Source organism: Streptomyces sp. NPDC037203 (genome assembly GCF_055605065.1).
This window is the reverse complement of record NZ_JBVJUC010000020.1, coordinates 18,365-38,260: the sequence shown is the minus strand read 5'-3', so window position 1 is coordinate 38,260 and position 19,896 is coordinate 18,365. Positions and strand designations below refer to the sequence as shown.

At 72.2% G+C, this 19,896-nt stretch carries 21 protein-coding genes; 15 read left to right on the top strand and 6 right to left on the bottom strand.

Features of this window, described 5'->3' with window-relative positions; all coding sequences use genetic code 11:
• Positions 1–8 precede the first annotated feature (8 nt).
• From ACZ7EC_RS32550 to ACZ7EC_RS32515, 8 genes are all read left to right on the top strand, one after another.
• Positions 9–956, top strand: coding sequence for a type II secretion system F family protein (locus ACZ7EC_RS32550; protein ID WP_471068728.1), 948 nt, complete (start codon positions 9–11; stop codon positions 954–956).
• Positions 957–969: 13 nt separating this feature from the next.
• Positions 970–1,857, top strand: a complete 888-nt coding sequence (locus ACZ7EC_RS32545; protein ID WP_471068725.1) for a DUF5936 domain-containing protein — start codon at positions 970–972, stop codon at positions 1,855–1,857.
• Positions 1,858–1,943: 86 nt separating this feature from the next.
• Complete coding sequence (locus tag ACZ7EC_RS32540) at positions 1,944–3,239, top strand: sensor histidine kinase (protein WP_471068749.1); 1,296 nt, start codon at positions 1,944–1,946, stop codon at positions 3,237–3,239.
• A gap of 18 nt (positions 3,240–3,257) precedes the next feature.
• Positions 3,258–4,013: a response regulator gene (locus ACZ7EC_RS32535; protein WP_471068722.1), complete on the top strand. Its 756-nt coding sequence runs from the start codon at positions 3,258–3,260 to the stop codon at positions 4,011–4,013.
• 123 nt (positions 4,014–4,136) lie between these two features.
• Positions 4,137–4,334 carry a Flp family type IVb pilin gene (locus tag ACZ7EC_RS32530; protein WP_421680318.1) on the top strand — a complete coding sequence of 66 codons (198 nt, stop codon included), beginning with the start codon at positions 4,137–4,139 and terminating at the stop codon, positions 4,332–4,334.
• Positions 4,331–4,936 (top strand): pilus assembly protein TadG-related protein, encoded by a 606-nt coding sequence (locus tag ACZ7EC_RS32525; RefSeq protein ID WP_471068746.1) that lies wholly within the window; start codon positions 4,331–4,333, stop codon positions 4,934–4,936. The genes ACZ7EC_RS32530 and ACZ7EC_RS32525 overlap by 4 nt, the downstream gene beginning before the upstream one ends.
• A 29-nt stretch (positions 4,937–4,965) precedes the next feature.
• The gene (locus tag ACZ7EC_RS32520; protein ID WP_471068718.1) at positions 4,966–5,541 is read left to right on the top strand and encodes a hypothetical protein; all 576 of its coding nucleotides are present in this window, start codon (positions 4,966–4,968) and stop codon (positions 5,539–5,541) included.
• A 13-nt stretch (positions 5,542–5,554) separates the two neighbouring features.
• Entirely contained in the window at positions 5,555–6,178 is a 624-nt protein-coding gene (locus ACZ7EC_RS32515; RefSeq protein WP_471068715.1) for an OmpA family protein, read from the top strand.
• A 4-nt stretch (positions 6,179–6,182) separates the two neighbouring features.
• On the opposite strand, the gene ACZ7EC_RS32510 is transcribed toward ACZ7EC_RS32515, so the two are convergent.
• Entirely contained in the window at positions 6,183–6,554 is a 372-nt protein-coding gene (locus tag ACZ7EC_RS32510) for a DUF192 domain-containing protein (protein ID WP_471068712.1), read from the bottom strand.
• A gap of 77 nt (positions 6,555–6,631) precedes the next feature.
• Between ACZ7EC_RS32510 and ACZ7EC_RS32505 the strand changes: the two genes are divergently transcribed.
• The 6 genes from ACZ7EC_RS32505 to ACZ7EC_RS32480 all read left to right on the top strand — a co-directional run bounded on the left by ACZ7EC_RS32505 (position 6,632) and on the right by ACZ7EC_RS32480 (position 14,082).
• Positions 6,632–7,501 (top strand): LLM class flavin-dependent oxidoreductase, encoded by an 870-nt coding sequence (locus tag ACZ7EC_RS32505; protein ID WP_471068709.1) that lies wholly within the window; start codon positions 6,632–6,634, stop codon positions 7,499–7,501.
• A 79-nt stretch (positions 7,502–7,580) separates the two neighbouring features.
• Positions 7,581–8,366 carry a class I SAM-dependent methyltransferase gene (locus ACZ7EC_RS32500; RefSeq protein ID WP_471068706.1) on the top strand — a complete coding sequence of 262 codons (786 nt, stop codon included), beginning with the start codon at positions 7,581–7,583 and terminating at the stop codon, positions 8,364–8,366.
• Positions 8,367–9,055: 689 nt separating this feature from the next.
• Positions 9,056–9,829 carry an isoprenyl transferase gene (locus tag ACZ7EC_RS32495; protein WP_471068703.1) on the top strand — a complete coding sequence of 258 codons (774 nt, stop codon included), beginning with the start codon at positions 9,056–9,058 and terminating at the stop codon, positions 9,827–9,829.
• 360 nt (positions 9,830–10,189) lie between these two features.
• Positions 10,190–11,515: a PhoH family protein gene (locus tag ACZ7EC_RS32490; RefSeq protein ID WP_471068700.1), complete on the top strand. Its 1,326-nt coding sequence runs from the start codon at positions 10,190–10,192 to the stop codon at positions 11,513–11,515.
• 398 nt (positions 11,516–11,913) lie between these two features.
• The gene (locus tag ACZ7EC_RS32485) at positions 11,914–12,606 is read left to right on the top strand and encodes an aggregation-promoting factor C-terminal-like domain-containing protein (protein ID WP_471068697.1); all 693 of its coding nucleotides are present in this window, start codon (positions 11,914–11,916) and stop codon (positions 12,604–12,606) included.
• A gap of 111 nt (positions 12,607–12,717) precedes the next feature.
• A complete protein-coding gene (locus ACZ7EC_RS32480; protein ID WP_471068695.1) occupies positions 12,718–14,082 on the top strand; it encodes an AI-2E family transporter in 1,365 nt (454 codons plus the stop codon).
• 30 nt (positions 14,083–14,112) lie between these two features.
• On the opposite strand, the gene ACZ7EC_RS32475 is transcribed toward ACZ7EC_RS32480, so the two are convergent.
• Positions 14,113–14,646: an alkyl hydroperoxide reductase gene (locus tag ACZ7EC_RS32475; RefSeq protein WP_397984262.1), complete on the bottom strand. Its 534-nt coding sequence runs from the start codon at positions 14,644–14,646 to the stop codon at positions 14,113–14,115.
• Between the two features lie 3 nt (positions 14,647–14,649).
• Entirely contained in the window at positions 14,650–15,204 is a 555-nt protein-coding gene (locus tag ACZ7EC_RS32470) for a peroxiredoxin (RefSeq protein ID WP_366668151.1), read from the bottom strand.
• Between the two features lie 133 nt (positions 15,205–15,337).
• On the opposite strand from ACZ7EC_RS32470, the gene ACZ7EC_RS32465 reads away from it, so the two are divergent.
• Complete coding sequence (locus tag ACZ7EC_RS32465; protein ID WP_471068690.1) at positions 15,338–16,288, top strand: LysR substrate-binding domain-containing protein; 951 nt, start codon at positions 15,338–15,340, stop codon at positions 16,286–16,288.
• A gap of 58 nt (positions 16,289–16,346) precedes the next feature.
• Here the strand turns inward: ACZ7EC_RS32465 and ACZ7EC_RS32460 are convergent, their stop codons facing one another.
• From ACZ7EC_RS32460 to ACZ7EC_RS32450, 3 genes are read right to left on the bottom strand one after another with little or no spacing between them, the layout of a single operon-like run.
• Positions 16,347–18,683, bottom strand: coding sequence for an ABC transporter permease (locus tag ACZ7EC_RS32460; RefSeq protein ID WP_471068687.1), 2,337 nt, complete (start codon positions 18,681–18,683; stop codon positions 16,347–16,349).
• Positions 18,680–19,369 (bottom strand): ABC transporter ATP-binding protein, encoded by a 690-nt coding sequence (locus ACZ7EC_RS32455; RefSeq protein ID WP_471068684.1) that lies wholly within the window; start codon positions 19,367–19,369, stop codon positions 18,680–18,682. Before ACZ7EC_RS32455 ends, ACZ7EC_RS32460 begins: the two co-directional genes overlap by 4 nt.
• Positions 19,366–19,890, bottom strand: a complete 525-nt coding sequence (locus ACZ7EC_RS32450; protein WP_471068681.1) for a PadR family transcriptional regulator — start codon at positions 19,888–19,890, stop codon at positions 19,366–19,368. The genes ACZ7EC_RS32455 and ACZ7EC_RS32450 overlap by 4 nt, the downstream gene beginning before the upstream one ends.
• Positions 19,891–19,896 lie beyond the last annotated feature (6 nt).

Sequence of the window (19,896 nt, the reverse complement as noted above, 5' to 3'; positions counted from 1 at the left end):
GCCCCCGTATGGAACTCCACACCCTCGTCCGGCTCACCCTCGCAGCGGCGCTGCTGACCTGCCTGCTCGCGGTGATCGGCGTGCACGGCTACGCCCGCGGCCGGGCCCGGCGGGCCGAGCTGGTGGACCGCCTCTCGCACACCGGTCCGCCGGCCCCGGCCACCGGGCGCAGGCGGTACTTCCGCGGTCTCGACCGGCGGCTGCGCCGTACCCGCCCCGGCCGCCGGCTGGAACGGCGCCTGGCCACCACCGGGCTGGACATCACGCCGGGCGAGTTCGCCGCCGCCATGCTCGGCACGGTCGCCGTGCTCTGGATCGCCGGCCAGGCCGCGCTCGCGCCCTTCTTCGGGCCGATCGCCGGGCTGCTGGGCGTCTGGGCGGCGGTGCAGTTCCTCAACTGGCAGCGGCGCAGGCGCATCGAACGGTTCATCGGCCAACTCCCGGAACTCGCCCGCATCCTGGCCAACGCCACCCAGGCGGGACTCGCCCTGCGCACCGCGATCGGCATGGCGGCGGAGGAACTGGAGGCCCCGGCCGGTGAGGAACTGGTCAAGGTCGCCGACCAGTTGGCGGTCGGCCACTCCCTGGACGACGCCCTCGGCGAGCTCGCCGAGCGCCTCCCCTCACGCGAACTGGTCGTGCTGGTGACGACGCTGGTGCTGGCCAACCGGGCCGGCGGCCAGGTCGTCTCCGCGCTGCGCAACCTCACCGAGACGCTGGAGGAGCGCAAGGAGACCCGGCGCGAGATCCGCACCCAGCTCTCCCAGGTGACCATGACGTCGTACGCCGTGCCCGTTCTCGGGGTCGGCGCGTTGTTCCTGATGAACGGCGTCCGGGACGGCGCCCTGGCCCGGATGACCGGCTCCCCGGTGGGCCAGGGCTGTGTGCTCGTCGCGTTCGCGCTGTACGCCGTCGGGTTCGTCCTCATCCGGCGGCTCAGCCGCATCGACGTGTGAGGGAGGAGGAACCATGGCCTTGCTGCTCGCCCTGCTGACGGGCGTCGCCGTGTGGGGGATCTTCACCGGTGTGCGCATGTACCGCGCCGACGCCGAGCTGCCCGCCGACCTCGCCGTCGCCCTGGAGGTCGGTGCCACCCGCACCGGCGCGGTGGGTTCCGTCATCGACCGCATGGGCATGCGGTACGCGCCGCTGGTGCTGCGGCTGATGGGGCCCCGGCTGGTCACCCGGATCCGGCGCCGGATCGACCTCGCGGGCAACCCCGGCGGCCTGACCATCGACCGCTACGCCGCCCGCCGCGCGGTGTACGGCGCGCTCGGCGGCACCGGCTTCCTGGTGTTCCTGCTGCGCGGCCAGTGGTTCGTGGCGGTGCTGCTCCTGCTGTTCGGCGCGTTCTGGACGGAGGTCGGGATCTGGTCGGCGATCCGGGTCCGCCGGGACGTCATCGAGCGGACCCTGCCCGACTTCCTGGACGTGCTCGCGGTCGTGGTCAGCGCCGGGCTCGGCTTCCGGCAGGCCCTGGACCGGGTGGCCTCCCGCTACGAGGGCCCCTGGGCCGACGAACTCCGCATCACCCTGCGCCAGATGGACCTCGGCGTGAGCCGCCGCCAGGCCTTCGCGGAGCTGCGCCGGCGCAACGACTCCGAGCAGGTCGCCATGTTCGTCACCGCGCTCCAGCAGGGCGAGGAACTGGGCGCGCCGATCGTCGACACGCTCGTCTCGCTGGCCAGGGACATGCGCCGCACCGACGCCCAGAACGCCCGCCGCAAGGCCGCCCGCGCGGTGCCCAAGGCGACGCTGATGATCACCACCTTCATGGTCCCGGCGACGATGCTCCTCCTCGGCGCCGGCCTGATCCTCGGCTCGGGCGTGGACTTCGGATCGCTCACGGGGAAGTGAGCGGGGTGCGGGAGGGGGCGCCGGAGGGGGCGGGGAGCGGGCCGGAGGTGGGGGCGGGGAGCGGGAGGGGGGCGCCGCCGGTGGAGATGGCCGCCCCGGCCGCCGTACCGCCGGCCGACTCCGCCGCCGACGCCGCCTCCGGGCCCGCCTCCGGCCCGCCCTCCGAGCGGCTTCAGGTCCGGGCGCTCCAGGCCATGTGCCGGCAGGTGTTCGGGTTCCGGCTGGCGATGATCGTCGTGGCGGCGCCCGCGGCCCTGCTGCACGCCGCGCCGGGGCTCGGCGTACGGCTCGTCGGGGCGGCCGTCGTCGTCACGGTCATGGTGTCGTACGTCCTGTTCCGGGACTGGGAACGGTTCGGGCCGCTGCTGCTGCGCCACCCCGCGATCCTCGCCGCCGACACCCTCCTCGGCTCGCTGCTGCTGGTCTCGGCCGGGCCGGACACCACGCTCGCCTACGTCGGCGTCTGCACCCCGCTGCTCGCCGGGCTGCTCTACAGCTGGCGCGGGGCGGCCTGCTTCGCCTCGCTCCAGGCGCTGATCCTCTTCGTCGTCCACCTCACCCTGAAGGCCGGCCGGCCCGCGCCCGTCGCCGAGGCCCTGCTGCTGCCCGGTCTGTGCGTCGTCGCCGGGGCCCTCGGCTCGACCCTGCGCGGCCTGATGCTCCGCTTCGGCACCGCCACCGAGGCGCTGACGGCGGCGCGCGCCCGGCTCGCGGCGGCGGAAGCCGTGAGCGCCGAACGGGCCCGGCTGGCACGGGAGATGCACGACTCCGTCGCCAAGACCCTGTACGGCGTCGCCCTCGCCGCCGACGGCCTCGCGGCCACCGCCTCCGCCGCCGACCCCGACCCCGCCCGCATCCGCGAACAGGCCGAACTGGTCTCCCGCTCGGCCCGCAGAGCGGCGGCGGAATCCCGCGCGCTGCTCACCGACCTGCGCCGCGAACCGCCCGCGCAAGCCAGACCGTTCTGGTGCGAATTGGCCGAGGTGGTACGGGACTTCGCCGACCGTACGACCCTCGACGTCACCTGCGCCTGCCCGGACCCCCCGGCCACCCTCCCCCCGCTGCCCGCAGACCGGGCCCGAGCCCTTCTCGCCGTCGCCACGGAGGCGCTGGAGAACGCCCACCGGCACGCCGGGGCGACCCGTGTGGACGTACGGGTCCGCGTCGACGGCACCCTGCTCCGCCTGACCGTCCGCGACGACGGCCGCGGTCTGCCGCCCGGCACCACCCTCGAACAGCTGCGTGCCCGCGGCCACTTCGGGCTGCTCGGCATGGTCGAACGGGCCGCGCAGGCGGGCGCCCGCATCCGCATCGGCCGCGGCCCCCACCCGCGCGGCACCGAGGTGCGGGTGGAACTCCCCCTGCCGAACCCGGAATCCTGAAAGGAGGCACGCACACCCATGCGCCCGCACACGAACGACCCCGGCATACCGGCCCTCTCCCGGCCGGCCCGGCTACGGCTCCTGGTGGCCGACGACAACCCGGTGGTGCGCGCCGGCCTGACCGCGCTGCTCACGGACCGCGCGGACACCACGGTGGTGGCACAGGCGGCGGACGGCCGCGAGGCGTACGAGGCCGCGCTGAGGCACCACCCCGACGTCGTCCTCCTCGACGTCCGCATGCCCGGCGCCGACGGCATCTCGGTCCTGCCCCATCTGGTGCGCCTCGCGCCCGTCATGATGCTCACCTACAGCCACGAGGCCGAGACGGTACGGGAGGCGCTGCGGCTGGGGGCGGGGGGATACCTGGTGCACGGCGAGTTCACGGCCGAGCAGCTGGTACGGGCCGTACGGGACGTGCACGAGGGGCGTCCGCATGTGACGCCGGGGGCGGCGCGGGCGTTACTGGCCGAGTTGCGGGGGAGTGCACCTGCACACACGAGATCTCAAGTCGCCCCCAATGGCGGCCAAAATACCTCCCCTCCTCCTTCACAATTGCAACCCACTATGGGACAGTCGATCCGCTCGCGGTTCCGGCTGAGTGTCAGGGAGGCGGAGATCATGGACCTCATCGCGTCCGGCATGACGAACCAGCAGATCGCCGCCGCCTGCTTCATCAGCGAGAAGACGGTCAAGAACCACATCAACCGCATCTTCGCCAAGCTCCAGACCGCCACCAGGTCCCAGGCCACCGCGAAATGGCTGGGGGTGGCCTGATGCCGGACCGGACCCGCGCCAACGCCGTCGAATGGGCCCGAGGTTGGGCCCTGGGACCCTCGGCCCCGGCGGGCGCCGCGCCGTACGGTGCCCCGATCGGACGCGCAGCTGGAGGGGACAACCGTGAGCAAATGGTTCAACACCACCGTGACGTATCTGATGACCCGCGCCGCACGCGACGACCGGGGGCAGACGGCGGTGGAGTACCTCGGCATCATCGCGGTGGTGGTGGCGATCGTGCTGGCGATCACCGGGACGAGCATCGGGCAGACGATCTACGACGCGATCACCTCGAAGATCTCCGAGGTCACCGGCGGCTGACCCGGCCCGGCCGCGACGCAGGGCAGGCCTTCCCCATCTATCTCACGGTGGTGGCGGGCCTGCTCTTTCTTGCGCTCGCCTATCTCGCGGTCGGCCAGGCGGCGGTGAACCGGGGCGGCGCCCAGACGGCCGCCGACGCCGCGGCGCTCGCCGCCGCCCAGGACGTACGGGACCAGCTCACCGGCCAGTGGCTGAAGGTGCTGCTCGACCCGGCCAAGTGGCAGGACGTCTTCGACGGCGACGCGCCCCTCGACGGCGACCCCTGCGCACGGGCCGGGGAACTGGCCGGGCAGAACGACGCCCGGCTGACCGGATGCGCCCCGGCCGGCCCGCTGGAGTACCGGGCCGAGGTGCGGACCGACAAGTCCGTCGGCCACTCCGTCGTACCCGGAACGGAGAAGTTCCGTTCGACGGCCTCCGCCACCGCCGAGATCGAGCCCCGGTGCACCTTCGAGCCGCCGCACGAGGACGGCGCGAAGGGTGCCGCGAAGGCGGAGCTGCCCCGGCTCTCCTGCAAGGGCAAGGTGTGGGACCTGGACCCGGACGACCCGTCGGGGCTTCCCGGACCCGAAGACCTCTTCGATGTGCACCTGGCCGACTGACCGACGACGAGTGACGAAGGAAGCGGACTATGACCATGCGGTTCCCCGCGAAGACCCGCAGAGGGATGGTCGCACTGGCCGTCGCGGCCGGACTGGCCGCGGGCGCGGCCGGGTGCGGCACCAGCGGCGACGACGGCAAGCGGCCGGAGAAGACGGCATCCGCTTCCACGGCCGCCGGGGCCGGGCCCAGCACCCAGGAAGGGCAGTCGCACAAACCGCTGGCCGAACTGCGCGGCTCCGACGGCCTGAGCCTGCAGATCACGTCCGCGCAGCGGGACTCCGGCGGGTTCGTCACCGTCGACGGCACCCTGAAGAACGACGGTGCCCAGAGCGTCGTCATCCCTTCCGCGCTCAGCGGCAACGAGACCGAGATCATCAAGAACGGCAGATCCCTGGGCGGGGCCACACTGGTCGATCCGAAGGGCAAGAAGCGGTACTACGTGCTGCGGGACACCGAGGGCCGGCCGCTGACCACGACCGGCTTCTCCACCCTGCGGGCGGGTGACACCCTCGCCGTCTTCATGCAGTTCCCGGCGCCACCCGCGAACGAGGTGGAGTTCCAGCTGCCGACCTTCTCCTCCGCCACCCTCCCCATCTCCGGCTGAGGCCCCCGTGACCGTGACCACCCGACCCCGTCTCGCGCTCACCCTCGGCTCCGCCGCGTTCCTGCTGGCCGCGACGCTCACCGCCGCGCACGCCGACGGCACCGACCCCACCGGGCCCCCCGACACCGCGCCGTCCGCCGCCGCGCCGGTGAAGATCGACCCGAAGGACCCGGACCTCAAGCTGCCCGAAGGCGCCACCCTCGCCGCGCCCAAGGTGCTGGACATCAAGTCGGTCGTCGAGGACCAGAGCGGCGACGAGCGCCGCGAGGACACCAACGCGGACGTCACCTTCGCCCTCCAGGCGGAGGTCCTGTTCGGCAAGGACAGCGCGAAGCTCGGCACCGACGCCAGGGCGCGCATCGCCGCGATCGCCGACGAGGTCAGGAAGCAGCACGCCACCCAGGTCCGCGTCTTCGGCTTCACCGACGACCTCGGCTCCGCCGCCCACGGCATCGTGCTGTCCCGGCAGCGCGCCAACGCCGTCCAGGCCGTCCTCGACCAGGACCTGCACAGCCCCGACATCACTTTCGAGGTCCGCGGCTACGGCGAGCAGTACCCCATCGCCGACAACTCCACGGAAGAGGGCCGCCGCAAGAACCGCCGGGTGGAGGTCTCCTTCCCCCGCACCACGGACTGACGGCTCACTCGGCGGCGGTCATTTCCACCCGCATCCCCGCCCGCAGCCCCCACCCCGCCATCGCCCCCGCCTCCGCCTCCAGCACATGGCGGGACCGCAGGCGGGGCAGGCCCAGGCGGCCTGGTCGCATGGTCCGGACGGCGCGGACCGTCAGATGGCGGTCCAGGTAGGCGACGTCGATGGGGATGCGCATGCCGAAGGTGTGGATGCTGCCGGCCGGGGACAGCAGCAGCGCGCCGTCGAAGCAGGTCCGGCCGAGCAGGCCCCTGGTGCGGGCCCGGTAGGAGGCCGCGATCTCCAGGGGGACCTCCACGGTCCGGTGCTCGCCGGGAATCCGCAGCACTCCCCGGCCGTCCCGCCACCGTCGTCGCGCCATGGTCCGCCCTCCACCGTCAACCGGCCTGTCCCGTACAGCGTTTGTGCCCTTCTGCATCCCCCTATAAGAAGGCACTCATGACTTCACTCGGCGTTGTGTTCCGGCCCCAGCTCCCGCCCGAGCGGCTGCGGGGGTACGCCCGGCTCGCGGAGGAGACGGGCCTCGACGAGCTGTGGCTGTGGGAGGACTGCTTCCTGGAGGGCGGGGTCTCGTCGGCCGCCGCCGCGCTGGCCTGGACCGAGCGGCTGCGGGTGGGGATCGGACTGCTGCCGGTGCCGCTGCGGAACGTCGCCGTGACCGCCATGGAGACCGCCGCCCTGCACCGGATGTTCCCCGGCCGCGCGAGCGTCGTCGTCGGGCACGGGGTGCAGGACTGGATGGGGCAGGTGGGCGCCCGCGCCGCCTCGCCGCTCACCCTCCTCGGCGAGCATCTCGACGCCCTGCGCGCCCTGTTGCGCGGCGAGAAGCTCACCATCCGGGGGAGGTACGTCACCCTCGACGGCGTCGCCCTCGACTGGCCGCCGCCGGGGCCGGTGCCCGTGTACGCCGGCGCCACCGGGCCCCGTACCCTCCGGCTGTCCGGCGCCAGGGCCGACGGCACGCTGCTGACCTGCGCCACCTCCCCGGACGGCGTACGCGAGGCCCGCCGGCTCATCGAGGAGGGGCGGGCGGAGGCCGGGCACGCGCGGCCGCACCGGGTGGTCGTCCATCTCCTCGCCGCCACCGGCACCGGCGCCGCCGGACGGGTCCGGGCCGGTCTCGCCGCCGAGCGGGCGCAGCCCGGCGCGGGCGTCGCCGGGGACGCGTCCGCCGTCGCCGCGGCCGTACGGCGGCTGGCCGAGGCCGGCGCCGACACCGTCGTACTGCAGCCGACGGCCGACGAGCCCGACCCGGAGGGGTTCGTGCGGTTCGCGGCGGAGCGGGTCATGCCGCTGGTCCGGCGGTAGCGGAACCGGGGAGAGGCGGTGGCGGACCGGCCGCGGAAAAGGAGAGGACCGGGGCGGCGGGGCCCGTCATCATGGGGACATGACGTCAGCGCGCCGGTCCTTCGCCGAACTCGTGGCCGAGGGTGCCGCCGTACCCACCGAGGGCTGGGACTTCTCCTGGTTCGAGGGGCGGGCCACCGAGGCGCGGCCCTCGTGGGGGTACGCACGCTCGGCGGGGGAGCGCCTGGCCGGTGCCGGGGCCGCGCTGGACCTCCAGACCGGGGGCGGGGAGGTGCTGGCCTTCGCCCTCGGCACCGCCGCTCCCGCCCGCCCCGCGCTGATCGCCGCCACCGAGGGCTGGGCGCCGAACGCGGCCAGGGCCACCGCCCTGCTGCGGCCGCACGGCGTGGTGGTCGTCACCGCCCCGGACGACGCGCCGCTGCCGTTCGCCGACGGCGCCTTCGACCTGGTGCTCAGCCGGCACCCGGTGGTGCCGCACTGGGCGGAGATCGCGCGGGTGCTGCGGCCGGGCGGCACGTACTTCGCCCAGCACGTCGGGCCCGCCAGCGTCTTCGAGCTGGTCGAGTACTTCCTCGGGCCGCAGCCGGAGGCCGTGCGCCGCGCGCGGGATCCGCTGCGGGAGCGGGCGGCGGCCGAGGCGGCGGGCCTGGAGATCATCGCGCTGCGGGCGGAGCGGCTGCGGATGGAGTTCCACGACATCGCTGCCGTTGTCCACTTCCTGCGCAAGGTCGTCTGGATGGTGCCCGGATTCACCGTCGAGGCGTACGAGCCCCAACTCCGGGCGCTGCACGAGCGGATCGAGCGGGAGGGGCCGTTCGTCGCCCACAGCGCGCGGCACCTCTTCGACGCCCGCAAGCCTGGTTAGACCCCCTCGGGGGCCCGCGGTGTCCACATCGTTATCGGACTCTGTTCACACCAGCCCCACCCGTCACGTAAGTTCAGACCAACGCAATTCGCGCCAGCAAAGCAGCGCGGGCGGTACCGCGCAGTGGAGGGGGCTGCGCGGTGCCGTGCTGCGGGGAGACCGCCCGCGGGGCGCGCGGAACCCGTCAAATCCCCGTTCGCCGACCGGGTAGTCCATCGGGGGGATCCGGGTGCAACACGCCGACGCGGCCCCGGATGGCGGCAAGTCTCCGAAATCCTTCGGTTTTCACGCTTGCGACCTGGTTTGCCTGGGATCCTATGGCGAATCGGCGGGAATGACCCCCTGAATCCATCGTTCCGCATCCACCAGGGCGTTCCTGGACGACTTCGGAGAGTAGTTGTAGGGCGCGGATGCCCCCATCCGCCCTCACGAAGGGTTATGGTGGAAACCCCCCCTCGGGCCGGTCCGTCTCCCCCCCACGGACCGGCCCGTTTTTTCTTGGCCACGCGACAGGTCCCGGCCGGGAACCGACCGCCGCCCTGCGGGCGTCCCTACAGCGAGGGCCGGAGTCCCGACCCCGCCCCGCCCCCCTCGCCCACCGGTCCGTACCAGGGCCGTACCAGGGGCCGGGCGGCGGTAGGCTCGACGGGCCCGGCACCGTACCCCGCGCCAACCCCCCGGAGGGCCACGTGAATCTGCGCGACAACCTGCGCGGCCTGCTGGTCAGGCTCTACGCCCGCCGGGTGGAGGGCCACCTCGACCACGACCAGGTGCCCAAGCACATCGGCGTCATCATGGACGGCAACCGCCGCTGGGCGAAGGCGTCGGGCTCCACCACGGTCCACGGCCACCGGGCCGGCGCGGAGAAGATCGAGGAATTCCTCGGCTGGTGCTCCGAGACCGATGTCGAGGTCGTCACCCTGTGGCTGCTGTCCACGGACAACTTCGACCGCCCGCAGGAGGAGCTCGGCCCCCTGCTCGGCATCATCGAGGACGTCGTGCGCACCCTCGCCGCCGACGGCCGCTGGCGGGTGCACCACGTGGGCGCCATGGACCTGCTGCCCGCCGGCATGCAGGCCACCCTCAAGGAGGCCGAGGAGACCACCGCCCACACCGAGGGCATAGTGGTCAACGTGGCCATCGGCTACGGCGGCCGGCAGGAGATCGCGGACGCCGTCCGCTCCATGCTCTACGAGGCCCGCGACCAGGGCGTCGCCATGGCGGACCTCGCCGACTCCGTCGACATCGACATGATCGGCCGTCACCTCTACACCAGCGACCAGCCCGACCCGGACCTCGTCATCCGCACCAGCGGAGAGCAGCGGCTGTCCGGATTCATGCTGTGGCAGACCGCCCATTCCGAGTACTACTTCTGCGACGTCTACTGGCCCGCCTTCCGCAAGGTCGACTTCCTGCGCGCGCTGCGCGACTACGCGGCACGTCACCGGCGTTTCGGCGGCTGAGCAGCGGCCTTCGGCCCCGTCGGTGAGATCACCGGCGGGGCCTTCGTGCGTCCCCGTTCGAGCCGTCGTCACCAGGAGTTCACCGCCGCTGCGGTGGCCGCTTTTGCATGGCGGCGCTCGTTCGAGGGCATAAGCCAAGCAGGTCGACGCCCGAACCACGGGCGTCGGATCTCAGCGGGCGGCAGGGGCCGTCCGCCCGGGAGGTCCTTTGCACCAGCACGACCGTGCGACAGCGCCGCGCAGGTCCGGCCCCCGGCCCGCCCTGGGCACCGGCCGCCGGCCGGCCCGGTCCGCCCCGCCCTCCCGGCCCGGCTTCCGCTTCGTCGCTCCCCGACCTCATCCGAGGGGGTACGTCCTTCCGTGGTGACCAGCACAAAGCGCCACCAGCCCGACCGGCGCACCTATGTTCTCGACACCAGCGTCCTGCTGGCCGACCCGAACGCCCTGACCCGCTTCGAGGAGCACGAGGTGGTGCTCCCCATCGTGGTGGTCACGGAGCTGGAGGCGAAGCGGCACCATCCCGAACTCGGCTACTTCGCCCGCCAGGCCCTGCGCCTGCTGGACGACTACCGGGTGCGCTACGGCCGCCTCGACTCCCCCATCCCGATCGGGGACCTGGGCGGGACCATGCGTGTCGAGCTCAACCACTCGGACCCCAGCGTGCTGCCCACCGGCTACCGCCTGGGGGACAACGACTCCCGCATCCTCGCGGTGGCCCGCAATCTGCAGGCCGAGGGGTTCGACGTCACCGTCGTGTCGAAGGACCTGCCGCTGCGCATCAAGGCCTCGTCCGTCGGGCTCCTCGCCGAGGAGTACCGGGCGGAGCTGGCCATCACGGAGAACTCCGGCTGGACCGGGATGACCGAACTGACGCTCCCCGGCGAGCAGGTGGACGTCCTCTTCGAGGCCGGACACCTCTATGTACCGGAGGCGTCCGAACTGCCCGTGCACACCGGTCTGACCATCCAGTCGGAGCGCGGCAAGGCGCTCGGCCGGATCACCGCGGAGGGCAACGTCCGGCTGGTGCGCGGCGACCGGGAGGCGTTCGGCATCAAGGGCCGCAGCGCCGAGCAGCGCATCGCCCTCGATCTGCTGCTCGACCCGGAGGTCGGGATCGTCTCGATGGGCGGCCGGGCCGGCACCGGCAAGTCGGCGCTGGCGCTGTGCGCGGGCCTGGAGGCGGTCCTGGAGCGCCGCCAGCACCAGAAGGTCATGGTGTTCCGGCCGCTGTACGCGGTCGGCGGGCAGGAGTTGGGCTATCTGCCGGGCACCGAGGCGGAGAAGATGAGCCCCTGGGCGCAGGCCGTGTTCGACACGCTGTCGGCGGTCACCAGCCGGGAGGTCATCGAGGAGGTCACCGCCCGCGGCATGCTGGAGGTCCTGCCGCTCACCCACATCCGCGGCCGCTCGCTGCACGACGCGTTCGTCATCGTGGACGAGGCGCAGTCGCTGGAGCGCAATGTGCTGCTGACGGTGCTGTCCCGGATCGGCGCCAACTCGCGGGTGGTCCTCACCCATGACGTGGCGCAGCGCGACAACCTGCGTGTCGGACGGTACGACGGTGTGGTCGCCGTGGTGGAGAAGCTGAAGGGGCATCCGCTGTTCGCGCATGTCACCCTGAACCGCTCCGAGAGGTCGCAGATCGCCGCCCTGGTGACCGAAATGCTCGAAGACGGCCATATCTGAGCCGATCCAGCCTCGTTGGCGCCGCCCGGCAAAGGCACCAGAGCCTAGCCGGGCGGCGCCTTCGTGTGTGGGTATTCCGGAAATCCCTTGGGCCAAACGGGATGTGAGCTTTCACACTCAACTCGGAATTGCCTCCCGGCGTCCGGTTACGGCAGAGTCTCAGTCCTGTCAGGCCCCGCATACGACACAGCTGCACCCCCAGCGGTGTGGAACAACAGGAAGAACCAAACTCCATAGCGTTCGTCGTATGCCGCCCGCGCACCACGCGGCGCTCCCCGCAGGGGGAGTTGCCCACCGGGCCCGCGCCTCCCGTGACCCCGCAGTTGGGAGGCCAGTGCACAGGGGCACGATTGCGTCCGCCAGGGTCACCGAAGCGGGCGATGCTGGAAGGAAACCGTGTGAGCCGGATTTCGGTCCGGGGATTCGCAGTGGCCTCGGCCACCGCGGTCACCGCCGTCGGAAGCGTCGTCGGAGTTGCCTCGGGCAGCGTCGCGCAGAACAACGACGTCGAGCCGACGGCAGCAGCCGACACCACGCTCCTCGCGGACATACCGACGGGTCAGCAGGCCCAGGTCCAGTCCGCGACCCTGACGCAGCAGGCCGATTCCCAGGCCATCGCCGCCGACGCGAGCGCCAAGAAGGACGCCGAGGCAGCAGCCCGCAAGGCCGCCGCCGAGACCGCGATCGCGAAGAAGGCGGCCGCCGAGAAGGCGGCCAAGGAGGCCAAGGAGCGGGCGGAGACCAAGGCCGCCGCCAGCCGCGGCGACGCCAACGCCGACTTCCCCGTGCAGGGCTCGTACACGGTCGCCCAGATCCAGGCGATGGCACGCCAGATCGTGCCGGCCGGCCAGTTCCAGTGCTTCAGCAACATCGTGGACCACGAGTCCAGCTGGAACTACCGCGCGGTCAACGCCTCCTCGGGTGCCTACGGCCTCGTCCAGGCGCTGCCCGGCGGCAAGATGGCCTCCGCGGGCGCCGACTGGCAGACCAATCCGGCCACCCAGATCAAGTGGGGCCTGAACTACATGAACCAGCGCTACGGCAGCCCTTGTGACGCCTGGACCTACTGGCAGGCCAACGGCAACTACTGAGTCCGGCCCGCCACGCTCAACCCCGCGCAGCCCCTTCCCGTCCCCAGGGAAGGGGCTTTCGCATGTACGGTCGTAACCGCACGACTCCACGCGGGGGGAAGAGGACGGAACATGTCGCGAGTGCCAGGGTGGCTCGGCAGGCTGGGCGCGGGTCTCACCGAGATGAGCCAACGGCTGGATGCCCGGCGGGCGGAGGTGGACGAGGAGAGCGGCGCGTTCGCGCGCGAACCGGCCCGCCCGGAGCCGGCCGGGGCGCAGGCCGCTGCCGCGCCCGGCTCCGAAGCCGTCGCCGACGCGGTGCCGCACGCCCGCCGTCCCCCCGCGCCGGGCCCGGCCGCGCCGCGCCCCGATCCCGCCCAGGCCGTGCCCTGGGGGGTGCGGGTCGCCGCCGAGGCCGGCTGGCGGCTGCTCGTGCTCGCGGGCACCGTCTGGGTGCTGATGCGGGTCATCAGCGCCATCCAGCTGGTGGTGTTCGCCTTCGTCATCGCGCTGCTGATCACCGCGCTGCTCCAGCCGACGGTCGCCCGGCTCACCCGGCGCGGGGTGCCGCGCGGTCCGGCCACGGCGCTCACCGCGATCAGCGGCTTCGTGGTGATCGGCCTGATGGGCTGGTTCGTGACCTGGCAGGTCATGGAGAACATCGACACGCTCTCCAACCAGATCCAGTCCGGCATCGACGATCTGCGCAACTGGCTGCTGCGGAGCCCCTTCCACGTCACCGACAAGCAGATCAACCAGATCGCCAAGAACCTGCGCGAGGCCATCGGCGCCAACGCCGACCAGATAACGTCCGCGGGCCTGGAGGGCGTGCAGGTCATCGTGGAGGCCCTGACCGGCATCCTGCTGGTGTTCTTCTCGACGCTCTTTCTGCTCTACGACGGCAAGCGCATCTGGCAGTGGTTCCTGAAGCTGGTGCCCTCCGCCGCGCGGGAGGGCGTGGCCGGTGCCGGACCGCGCGCCTGGCGCACCCTGACCGCGTACGTCCGCGGCACGGTGCTGGTCGCCCTGATCGACGCGATCTTCATCGGCATCGGGATCTACTTCCTCGATGTGCCGATGGCGGTCCCGCTGGCGGTCTTCATCTTCCTGTTCTCCTTCATCCCGCTGGTCGGCGCGGTCGCCTCCGGCGCGCTCGCGGTGATCGTGGCCCTGGTCACCCAGGGTGTGTTCACCGCCGTGATGACCCTGGTCGTGGTGCTCGCCGTCCAGCAGATCGAGGGGCATGTGCTCCAGCCCTTCATCCTGGGCCGGGCGGTGCGGGTGCACCCCCTCGCGGTGGTGCTGACCGTCGCGGCGGGCGGCATGGTGGCCGGCATCGGCGGCGCGGTGGTCGCCGTACCGCTGGTGGCGGTGACGAACACCGTGGTGGGCTATCTGCGGCAGTACTCCGAGAAGCTGCAGCAGCCGCCCGCCGCCTCCCCGGTCCCGGAGGAGAGCGCGGCGACGGACGCGGAAGACCCCGCCCACCAGGGGTGAGCGGGGTCCTCGGGTGACGCGGGGCCGGCCTTACTCGGCCAGCACGGCCTCGGCCTCCAGGGTGGCGCCGACGGCCTGCACCACGGAAGCGATCTTGAACGCCTCCTGGATGGTGTCGCGCTCCACACCGGCCTTGCGCAGCACCTGCTCGTGCGAGTCCAGGCACATGCCGCAGCCGTTGATCGCGGAGACCGCGAACGACCACAGTTCGAAGTCGACCTTCTCCACGCCCGGATTGCCGATGACGTTCATCCGCAGTCCGGCGCGCAGGGTGCCGTACTCGTGGTCGGACAGCAGGTGCCGGGTGCGGTAGAAGACGTTGTTCATCGCCATGATGGCGGCCGCGGACTTGGCCGCGGTGTACGCCTCCGGCGAGAGGTTCGCCTTCGCCTCCGGCTCCAGCTCACGCAGCACGATCGGGGAGCGGGAGGCGATCGCGGTCGCGAGCACCGTGCCCCACAGCTGCTGGGCGGGCAGGTCGGAGTTGCCGATGACCGAGCCCAGGTTGAGCTTGAGGTCCTTGGCGTAGTCCGGGATCCGGGACTTCAGCGAGTCGAGCGACATGGGTCACTCACCAGCCAGCAGCGCGACCGGGTCGAGGGTCTCGTCGCCCTTGCTCCAGTTGCACGGGCACAGCTCGTCGGTCTGCAGGGCGTCGAGGACCCGCAGGACCTCCTTGGGGTTACGGCCCACGGAACCGGCGGTCACCATCGTGAACTGGATCTCGTGGTTCGGGTCCACGATGAACACGGCGCGCTGCGCGAAGCCGTCCTCGCCCTCGATGCCCAGGTCACGCATGAGCTCGTGCTTGGAGTCGGCCATCATCGGGAAGGGCAGGTCGGTCAGGTCCGGGTGGTCCTTGCGCCAGGCGTGGTGCACGAACTCGGAGTCACCGGAGAAGCCGAGGATCTGGGCGTCGCGGTCGGCGAACTCGTCGTTCAGCTTGCCGAACGCGGCGATCTCGGTCGGGCAGACGAAGGTGAAGTCCTTCGGCCAGGCGAACACGACCAGCCACTTGCCCTCGTGGGACTTGTGGTTGATCTGCTCGAACTCCTTGCCCTTCTCCAGCGAGACGCAGGCGGTCAGGTCGAACTCGGGGAACTTGTCACCGACAGTGAGCACAGACTCTCCTTGCAGCGAAGAACCGCCCCTTTTGAGGGTGGTTCCCATGGGTTGGACTCAGTCGATGTTGGCACAGGGTGCATTGATTAGTGAAATAGCTACACTCGGTCGTGTTGATCGGAGGTATCTATCAGTGACCATCAGTAACGGCAAGCGGAGGCAACCGAGCCTCGCGCAGCTGCGCGCCTTCGCCGCCGTGGCCGAGCACCTGCATTTCCGGGACGCGGCGGCGGCCATCGGAATGAGCCAGCCCGCCCTGTCGGGCGCGGTCTCGGCGCTGGAGGAGACCCTCGGCGTGACCCTCCTCGAGCGTACGACGCGCAAGGTACTGCTCTCGCCCGCGGGGGAGCGGCTCGCGGTGCGGGCCAAGGCGGTGCTGGACGCGGTCGGCGAGCTGCTGGAGGAGGCGGAGGCGGTCCGCGCCCCGTTCACCGGGACGCTGCGCCTCGGGGTGATCCCCACCGTGGCGCCGTACCTGCTGCCCACCGTGCTGCGGCTCGTCCACGAGCGCTATCCGGACCTCGACCTCCAGGTGCACGAGGAGCAGACCTCCAGCCTGGTCGACGGCCTGGCCACCGGCCGCCTCGACCTGCTGCTGCTCGCCGTCCCGCTCGGCATCCCCGGCGTCGCCGAACTCCCGCTGTTCGACGAGGACTTCGTGCTGGTCACCCCGCTCGACCACTGGCTCGGCGGCCGCGAGGGCATCCCGCGCGAGGCGCTGAAGGAGCTGAACCTGCTGCTGCTGGACGAGGGGCACTGCCTGCGCGACCAGGCGCTGGACATCTGCCGGGAGGCGGGCCGCGCGGATGCGCCGGTGACGACGACGGCGGCCGGCCTGTCCACCCTGGTCCAGCTGGTCGCGGGCGGCCTCGGCTGCACCCTGCTGCCGCGCACCGCGCTCAAGCTGGAGACGACCCGCAGCAGCCAGTTGCTCACCGGCTACTTCGCCGACCCGGCCCCGAGCCGCCGGGTCGCTCTCGCGATGCGCGCGGGCGCGGCACGCGGTGCCGAGTACGAGGAGCTGGCGGCGGCGCTGCGGGAGGCGCTGCGGGGGCTCCCGGTGCGGGTGGTCGACGGGGGGTGAGGGAGATACCCGAAGGGCCCCTCCCGGAGTGCGGGAAGGGCCCTGTGCCGTCAGGGGGTTACTCGGTCCGCAGTCCCTCCGGGCGCATCAGCCGCAGCAGCGGCGGCAGGCTCAGCGCGGTGACCACGAGGACCACCGCCGCGCCGGCGCCGGTCATCGACAGCACGCTCGGCCAGTCCACGGCCAGCGGCGAGCCCACCATCTTCAGCAGCACCGAGCCCAGCGTCAGTCCGACGGCCGAGGCCAGCAGCAGGCCGAGGGCGACCGGGAGCGCCGTCTGCCACAGCACCGACAGGCTCAGGGTGCGCCGCCGGGCCCCGAAGGCCGTCAGCGCCGACAGCAACTTCCGCCGCTCGCGCAGCTGTTCCAACTGGGTCACCAGCAGGCTCGCCCCGATCAGTGCGAGCACGCACAGCGCGCCGGCGTACAGACCGGTGCGGATGGAGGTGAACTTCTTGGACTCCTCGGTGGCCGACCACACCATCACATCGGCGAACGGATCGACCTTCGCCGCCGTGTTGCGGGTGTACTCGGTCACGTCGGGCACGCTCTTGTCGAACATGACGTACACCGTGCCGCCCAGCAGCCGGTCCACCCGCTCGGGCACCGCCGCCGGGGTCAGCAGGATGGCGCTGCTCTTGGTGCCGTTGGGGCTGGCGATCGCATGGGCCGGCTTCAGGTGCGCCGGCACGGTCCAGCGCACGTCCGGGCCCTGGCCCGCGCCGTGCTCCGTGTCGAGATGGAGCACCCGGCCCGGCCGGGCGAGCTTGGTGACGGTGGCGTCGTCGTCCCCGCCGGTCGCCAGGAAGGCGTCCCCGTCGCGGCAGGACGGCAGCCGGGCCGTCTCGCGCAGCGAGGCGCAGGTGCCGGAGACCAGCAGAGTGGTGTTGTCGGGCCCCGTCTTCCAGTCCTTGTCGCCCAGCGTGCTGCTGCCGAGCGAGACCGCCTTGCGCACCCCCTCGGTGGTGGTGAACCGGTCCGCGGCCGTACGGAACGGGGTGCCGTGCGACAGGTTGATCTGCATCTGCGCCCGGCTGACGTCTTGGCCGGTCGCCTTGGTGTAGTCGCCCTGGACGCCCGCGAACAGCATCTGGAGCGCGATCGCGCCGGCCACCGCGACGGCGATGCCGTTCACCATGCGGGCCGCCGTGCCGCTGTTCAACTGGAGCCTCCGCACCGCCAGTTGCCAGGCCACCGGGCCGTGGTGCAGCCGGGACACCATCGCCTCCACGGCCCACGGCAGCAGGGTGGTCACGCCGACGAGCAGCAGCAGGACGCCGCCGGTCACCAGGTACTCGTTGAACTGGCCGTCCGCACGGCCCTGGCCGATCATCGGGGCGAGCAGCGCGAGGCCGCCCAGCGGCAGCAGCAGCCGCCACCACAGCCGGCGGCGAGCGGGCTTGGCCGTACGCACCACGCCCAGCGGCTCGATGACCACCCCGCGCAGCGCGACCAGCGTGACCACCACCGCCGCCGCCGGGACGGCGAGGGCGACCAGCGCGGCCAGCGCGGGCGAGGGGTCGAGGTAGTCGGGGAACACGCTGATGCCCACGACCTCCACCGAGCCCGCGAACTGCCGGCCCAGCAGGAAGAAGACGGTGCCGAAGACCAGTCCGACCAGCGATCCGGCCAGCGCCTCGCCCGCCGCGATCCGCCGGGTCATCCGGGTGTCGGAGCCCACCAGGCGCAGCGCGGCCAGTCTGCGGTCGCGCCGCTCGCCGCCGAACCGTACGGCGGTGGCGATGAACACCGCGACCGGCATCAGCAGCACCACGAAGACCACCAGCACCAGCAGGATCAGCACCGGGTCCATCTGGCTCGGCGGGGGCGCGTCCGGTGACCCGTACCTGTCGATCCGGGCGGTCCGGGAGCCGTCGATCTTCGCGGCCAGGTGCTCCGCCCCGGCGTAGTAGGCGAGTTCACGCGAGCCCACCAGTCCGTCCTCGGCGATCGTGCCGGTGATCCGGTACGGCAGCCGCGCCCGCAGCACCTGGCCCTCGCGGGAGCCGAGCAGCTCCTTCAGGGCGGGGGAGACGACCATGTCACCGGTCGCCGGGTACCCGGTCAGGCCCGGTGGGACCGGCGCCTTCGGGCCTTCCGGCTGCACCAGCCTGCCGCGTACGTCGCGGCCGTGGAACTCGGTGTCGGTGTCGGAGATCACCAGGGTGTTCGCGGCCTTCGGCCGGCTCGGGCCGTAGGTGTGGTCCGCGCGGGCGTCGTCCCGAGCGTGCCGTACCGCGAGCGCGTTCGGGATCGCGGTGGTGAGCAGCAGCAGGGCCACGCCGAGACCGACCCCGACCGCCGTCAGCAGCACCCGCATCCAGCCCTCGCGCCCCCCGGTGAAGGCGAACCGGAAGCCCAGGCCGAGGTCTCTGCTCCACTGGCGTGCGCTCATACGGCGCGCTCCATGTCGCGGGACTTGCCGTCGCGTACGACGATCTCCCGGTCGGAGTAGGCGGCGACCCGTGCCTCGTGCGTGACCAGTACGACGGCCGCGTTGGTGGAGCGGGCCGCGTCGGTGAGCAGCTCCATCACGCGCTCGCCGTTGAGGGAGTCCAGCGCGCCGGTCGGCTCGTCCGCGAACACCACCCGCGGCGCGGTGACCAGCGCCCGCGCCACCGCGACCCGCTGCCCCTGGCCGCCGGAGACCTCGCCGGGCCGCTTGCCGACCAGGTCGTCCACCTCCAGCCGCTCCAGCCAGGTCAGCGCGGCCCGCTCGGCCTTCCTGCGCGGGGTGCCGTTGAGGCGCAGCGGCAGGGCCACGTTCTCCACGCAGGTCAGCTCCGGTACCAGCTGGCCGAACTGGAAGACGAACCCGAACTCGCTGCGGCGCAGCGCGCTGCGCTCGGCGTCGCTCATGCCGGACAGCTCCCGGCCGTCGTACACGATCGACCCGGAGTCGGGCGGCACGATGCCGGCCAGGCAGTGCAGCAGCGTCGACTTGCCGGAGCCGGAGGGGCCCATGACGGCGACGACCTCGCCGGGGTGGATGGAGAACTCCGCGCCGTCCAGCGCGGCCGTCGGGCCGTACGCCTTGCGCAGGTCGCGGGCGGTGAGCAGGGAACCGGGAGGATGCGTCATGCGGCGACCTCCGCGCGCAGCTTGTCCAGACGGGCGGCGGTCAGTTCCAGCCAGCGCAGATCGGCCTCCAGGTGGAACAGGGCGTGATCGCAGATCAGCTGGTCGGCGAGGTCGCCCTTGCGCTTGCGGTCGGTCAGGATGCGCATGCTGCGCAGGTGCTCGGCGCGCTGGATGTCGAGGATGCCGGCGGCGTCGCGGTGGGTGAGCAGGGCGAGGACGACCTTGGTGTACAGGGTCGACTGGAGGTACTCTTCCGGCTTCTCCGGAGTGGCGAGCCAGCGCTGTACGTCGGTGACGCCGGCCTCGGTGATGGCGTACCGCTTGCGCTCGGGTCCGCCGCCGGTCTCGATGCCGTCGACCTCCACGAGGCCGTGCTTCAGCAGCCGGGACATCGTCGAGTAGACCTGGCCGTAGTGCAGGGGCCGATCCTGACCGAACTTCTCGTCGAAGGCCCGCTTGAGGTCGTAACCGTGGCGCGGACCGGACTCCAGGAGCCCTAGGAGGGTGTGACCGATGGACATGCGCCC

What these genes read in the sequence shown, in the direction of transcription:
- ACZ7EC_RS32550 (WP_471068728.1), top strand. Translation starts at nt 9, where the DNA reads ATGGAACTCCACACCCTCGTCCGGCTCACCCTCGCAGCGGCGCTGCTG.
- ACZ7EC_RS32545 (WP_471068725.1), top strand. Translation starts at nt 970, where the DNA reads ATGGCCTTGCTGCTCGCCCTGCTGACGGGCGTCGCCGTGTGGGGGATC.
- ACZ7EC_RS32540 (WP_471068749.1), top strand. Translation starts at nt 1,944, where the DNA reads ATGGCCGCCCCGGCCGCCGTACCGCCGGCCGACTCCGCCGCCGACGCC.
- ACZ7EC_RS32535 (WP_471068722.1), top strand. Translation starts at nt 3,258, where the DNA reads ATGCGCCCGCACACGAACGACCCCGGCATACCGGCCCTCTCCCGGCCG.
- ACZ7EC_RS32520 (WP_471068718.1), top strand. Translation starts at nt 4,966, where the DNA reads ATGACCATGCGGTTCCCCGCGAAGACCCGCAGAGGGATGGTCGCACTG.
- ACZ7EC_RS32510 (WP_471068712.1), bottom strand. Translation starts at nt 6,554, where the DNA reads ATGGCGCGACGACGGTGGCGGGACGGCCGGGGAGTGCTGCGGATTCCC.
- ACZ7EC_RS32505 (WP_471068709.1), top strand. Translation starts at nt 6,632, where the DNA reads ATGACTTCACTCGGCGTTGTGTTCCGGCCCCAGCTCCCGCCCGAGCGG.
- ACZ7EC_RS32500 (WP_471068706.1), top strand. Translation starts at nt 7,581, where the DNA reads ATGACGTCAGCGCGCCGGTCCTTCGCCGAACTCGTGGCCGAGGGTGCC.
- ACZ7EC_RS32480 (WP_471068695.1), top strand. Translation starts at nt 12,718, where the DNA reads ATGTCGCGAGTGCCAGGGTGGCTCGGCAGGCTGGGCGCGGGTCTCACC.
- ACZ7EC_RS32475 (WP_397984262.1), bottom strand. Translation starts at nt 14,646, where the DNA reads ATGTCGCTCGACTCGCTGAAGTCCCGGATCCCGGACTACGCCAAGGAC.
- ACZ7EC_RS32460 (WP_471068687.1), bottom strand. Translation starts at nt 18,683, where the DNA reads ATGAGCGCACGCCAGTGGAGCAGAGACCTCGGCCTGGGCTTCCGGTTC.
- ACZ7EC_RS32455 (WP_471068684.1), bottom strand. Translation starts at nt 19,369, where the DNA reads ATGACGCATCCTCCCGGTTCCCTGCTCACCGCCCGCGACCTGCGCAAG.
- ACZ7EC_RS32450 (WP_471068681.1), bottom strand. Translation starts at nt 19,890, where the DNA reads ATGTCCATCGGTCACACCCTCCTAGGGCTCCTGGAGTCCGGTCCGCGC.